The sequence below is a fragment of the Albidovulum sp. genome, assembly GCF_049646345.1.
Lineage (GTDB): Bacteria > Pseudomonadota > Alphaproteobacteria > Rhodobacterales > Rhodobacteraceae > Albidovulum.
The window spans coordinates 1-4109 of record NZ_JBARVQ010000230.1; the positions used below are offsets into that span (position 1 = coordinate 1).

At 64.0% G+C, this 4109-nt stretch carries 4 protein-coding genes and 1 pseudogene; all 5 read right to left on the reverse strand.

Going from position 1 to position 4109, the window contains the following annotated elements; all coding sequences use genetic code 11:
• Positions 1 to 180 (reverse strand): annotated as a pseudogene (locus tag WBB85_RS05505) (C4-dicarboxylate ABC transporter permease); the annotation flags it as partial.
• Between the two features lie 9 nt (positions 181 to 189).
• On the reverse strand, positions 190 to 729 hold the full coding sequence (locus tag WBB85_RS05510) for a TRAP transporter small permease (RefSeq protein ID WP_432637626.1): 540 nt from the start codon (positions 727 to 729) through the stop codon (positions 190 to 192).
• 60 nt (positions 730 to 789) lie between these two features.
• A complete protein-coding gene (locus tag WBB85_RS05515) occupies positions 790 to 1755 on the reverse strand; it encodes a TRAP transporter substrate-binding protein (protein ID WP_432637627.1) in 966 nt (321 codons plus the stop codon).
• Between the two features lie 54 nt (positions 1756 to 1809).
• A complete protein-coding gene (locus WBB85_RS05520) occupies positions 1810 to 3060 on the reverse strand; it encodes an NAD(P)/FAD-dependent oxidoreductase (protein ID WP_432637628.1) in 1251 nt (416 codons plus the stop codon).
• Positions 3057 to 4109 (reverse strand): thiamine pyrophosphate-binding protein (locus WBB85_RS05525; protein WP_432637629.1); only part of this gene is annotated, 1053 nt, incomplete at its 5' end. The genes WBB85_RS05525 and WBB85_RS05520, both read right to left, overlap by 4 nt.

The window sequence follows — 4109 nt, forward strand, 5'->3', positions numbered from 1 at the left end:
CCACGAGGACGAGGATCGCCAGATCGTCGTCATCATCGCATCGCCGACGGGGCGCGTGGTGAAAAGCTCCATCCCCACAAAGGCAACGCCCAAGAGCGCCAACCCGATCCAGACGCCAGAGCCCAGCAGCAGGAAGAGGGTGAAGAGAAAGATCGCCAGCGGCAAGAATTCCTGTGCCATACCCGCCCCCTATTCCGCGTGGCTCTGAACCGCGACATCGTCGCGAATATTGTCGCGGCCGGTCAGGATCAGCGTGATCAGGTTGTCAGCGAATGCGATGGCCAGAAGGATCGCGCCGAAAGCGACCGGCATCTGCACGATCCAGAGAGGCGTCGCATCCTGCCCCTGACTGACATCCTTCAGCTTCCACGACCAGTAGACCAGCCGGACCGCATACCAGGCCAGAAAGCATGAGGCCGCGGAACCGATCAGCAGGCACCAAAGTTCCCCCCAATAGCGCCGTTTGCCCAGGGCGTTCAGGAACAGGCCGACGCGGATATGCGCGCCGGAATTCAGCGCCCCGGCGAAGGCAAGAAACGAAGCCGCCGCCATAAGGTAGCCTGCATAGTCGGTGGCACCGGGGAAGGTGAAGGACGACCAGCGGGCGATCATTTGTATGACGATCACGGCGAGCATCGAGACAAGGCACAAGGCGGCGAGGGACGCGCAGACGCCATAAAGACTGTCTAGCGCCCGTCGCAGCGCGCCGGGGCGGGTTTCTTGGTCCATGTCGGGTTCCTCTGTCACAGATGTGGCGCGCGGGGACTGCCCCCCGCGCGCTTCGCCGGATTATTCAGCCATATAGGCGTCGACTACGGCCTTGCCGTTGTCGCCCGCAGCGGCAATCCATTCCTCGGTCATGGTCGCCCCGAACCCTTTCAGACCGTCCTTCAACTCGGCGGAAGGCTCGGACACTGTCATGCCGTTTTCGGCCAGCGTCTTCAGGTATTCGGCTGTCAGCTCGCGCGCCCGTGCCTCACCCGAAGCCCCGGCCTTGGCACCGCAATCAATGATCGCGGCCTTGGCTGCGTCGTCGAGCGCATTGAAGCTGTCCTTGTTCACGAAGATCGTGTTGCGCGGCAGCCAGGCCTGCACGTCATAGAAATGCGTGAGGCTTTCCCAGACCTTGGAGTCGACACCGGTCGAGCCAGAGGAAATGAAGCTTTCCGCCACACCCGTTGCCAGCGCCTGGCTGAGTTCCGCCGCCTCGATCTGCACCGGCGTCATACCCGCCAGTTCGGCGATGCGCGCGGTGGCGGCATTGTAGGCGCGGAACTTCACGCCCGACATGTCGGCCACGGTGTTGACCTCTTTCTTGAAGTAGAAGCCCTGCGGCGGCCATGGCACCGAATAGACATAGACCAGGTTCTGTTCATCGAGCGCCGCAACAATCGCGTCATGGGCGGCGGCGGCCAGCTTGTTGCTGTCATCGAAGGAGGTCGCGAGGAAGGGGATCGAATCCACCCCGAACATCGGGTTTTCATTGGCATGGGCCGACAGAAGCCGCTCGCCGATCGGTGCTTGCCCGGTCTGGACCGCGCGCTTGATATCGCTGCCCGAAAAGAGCGATCCGTTGGGATGAACCACGATCTCGAGTGCCCCGCCAGAGCTGTCGGTCACGCATTGGGCAAAGGTGACGCCGTTTTCGGTGTGATAATTTGTCGCCGGATAGGCCATCGGCATATCCCAGGTCTCGGCCGTCGCCGCACCTGCAGTCAGGGCCGTGGCGGCAAGCAGATAGGACAGTCTTTGCATCTCGTTCTCCCGTGTTGATGTGTGTTTTCGTTCCTTCGGCTTCTTCGTCCGTATTCATTGAAAGCGGTCAGGCGCGTAGGGCGCAAGGTTTATGTTTGGCACGGAGCCTGCGATGAGCTGGGCAAGGATGCGGCCGGTCTTCGGTCCGCCGGTCAGTCCGACATGGTCGTGACCGAAGCCGAGAAAGGCACCTTTGAGGCCCGGAACGGCGCCGATGACGGGGGTGGAATCGGTCAAAGAGGGCCGGTGCCCCATCCATTCCACCGTTTCTTTCCACGCGATCCCGGGAATCGCCGCGCGGATCGAACGTTCCAGCAGCCGGAAAGGCGCGCGGGATGGCGGGGCGTCCAGCCCGCCGAACTCGACAATGCCCGCGAGCCGCAGCCGCCCCTCCATCGGCGTTACCACGAACTTGCCCGAAGAGACCATGACCGGTGAGCGGGGCATGATATTCGGCTCCCACAGTTCCAGATGATAGCCGCGTTCGGTTTCCAGCGGCATCTTCAGGCCCAGTTTTTCGGCGATGGGCTTCGACCAGACCCCGGTGGCCAGAACGGCGGCATCGCAGGCGATGGTCTCTCCGCCCACAAGGACACCGGTCACGTGGCCGTTTTCGCGGGCGATGTCGGTTGCCTCACCGATGACCAACCGCGCACCCTCGGCCTCGGCATGCGCGGCGAGGTCCTTCACATAGCGGCCGGGATCGGAGATGCGGCCATGGTCCTTCAGCCGCGCGGCGCATCCAAGGGCTGGCGAATAGGCCGGGTCGTAGTCGCGCAGCGCCCCACCTTCCAGCAGGTCCCATTTGAAGCCGTGATCGGCCCGCACCGACCAGCCGAAGGCATCGCCCTCGTAATGCGCGCGGTCGTTGTAAAGAAAGAGGTAGTCCGCCGGATGCAGCCATTTTTCGGCCCCTGTCCCCTTGGACAAGGCCTGATGCTCGGCAAGGCTGTCACCGATGATCGGGGCCATGGCCGCCGCTCGTCGGCGCACCGCGTCGGCATTGGCATTGCCGAGATAGCGAAGAAGCCAGGGCGTGAGTTTCGGCAGGTAGCCCCATTTCAGAAAGAGGGGCTGGTTCGGATCAAACAGCATCCGGGGCGCCTTGCGCAACAGCCCCGGCACCGTCACCGGCACGATGGAGCAGGAAGCGAGCACCCCTCCATTGCCATGGCTCGTGCCCTCGCCCGGTCCCGACTTGTCGATCAGGATCACCCGGTGGCCTGACCGTTGCAGCCAGATCGCGGTCGAGACGCCGACAATGCCTGCACCGATGACCGCAACGGTTCCGGGTTTCATGCTCATCCCATCCACCGCCGGACCGGGGCCGCGGCTTCTTCGAGTGGCTGGGTCACGATATCGACGAGCGTCGGGCCGTCATGGCCCACGGCCTCGCGCAGCACGGCGTCCAGCGTCGCCGGGTCTTCGACCCGCCAGCTTTTCACCCCGAACGCGGCGGCGACTGCGGCCTGATCGGTGCGGTTGAAATCTACATTGTAATAGCGGGCACCCTTGTCGGCCCTCTGACTGGCCTTGATCCAGCCGAAACTGGAATTCGAAAAGACGATGAAGGTGATATCGGCCCGCGCTCGGCAGATCGTCTCCAGCTCGCCGCAATTGAAGCCGAAGGACCCGTCGCCCATCAATGCCACAACCTTGGCATCCGGCCGCCCGTACCAGGCACCGAGCGCGGCGGGCAACGCATACCCCAACGCCCCATGCGCCCGGTTGGTGATGAAATGCCGCCCCGCCTGCGGCAGTTGGTAATAGGCTGAAAAGTAGGGGCAGCTTGTACCGGGGTCCGAGAGGATCACGGCATCCTCAGGCAGGACGCGCTGAAGCGTCGCGATCACGCGTTCGGGCCGGATGGGCGCTTCGTCACTTGCCGCAAGCGTCCGAAAACGGTCGAACTTGCGGCTGCGGATGTCGGCGGCAATGGCAGCACCACCGAATTCGGCATGCGTATCGGCACGTTGATCCAGAAGGCGGTTCACCTCGGCCAAAGCCAGCCGCAGGTCGGCGACCACCCCGACCTCGGTCGGATAGTTCGCGCCGATCACCATCGGGTCGCTGTCGAAATGCACGATCCGCGCGCCGGGTTTCGGCGCTTCCCACCGCGCGGTGGTCGTCGACCCGGCGCGGCACCCCATGAAGATCACGAGGTCCGCCGCCTCCATCGCCGACCATGTCTCATCCGTGCCGCCGTTCGATCCGACGACACCCACGGCATTCGGATGGGTCTCTGCCAGCGATCCCTGACCCGAAATAGAGGTCGCGACCGGAATGTCGAGCCGGGCGGCAAGGCGCGCGAGTTCCTCCATCGCGCCGGCGATCACCACGCCGCCGCCGCAGAC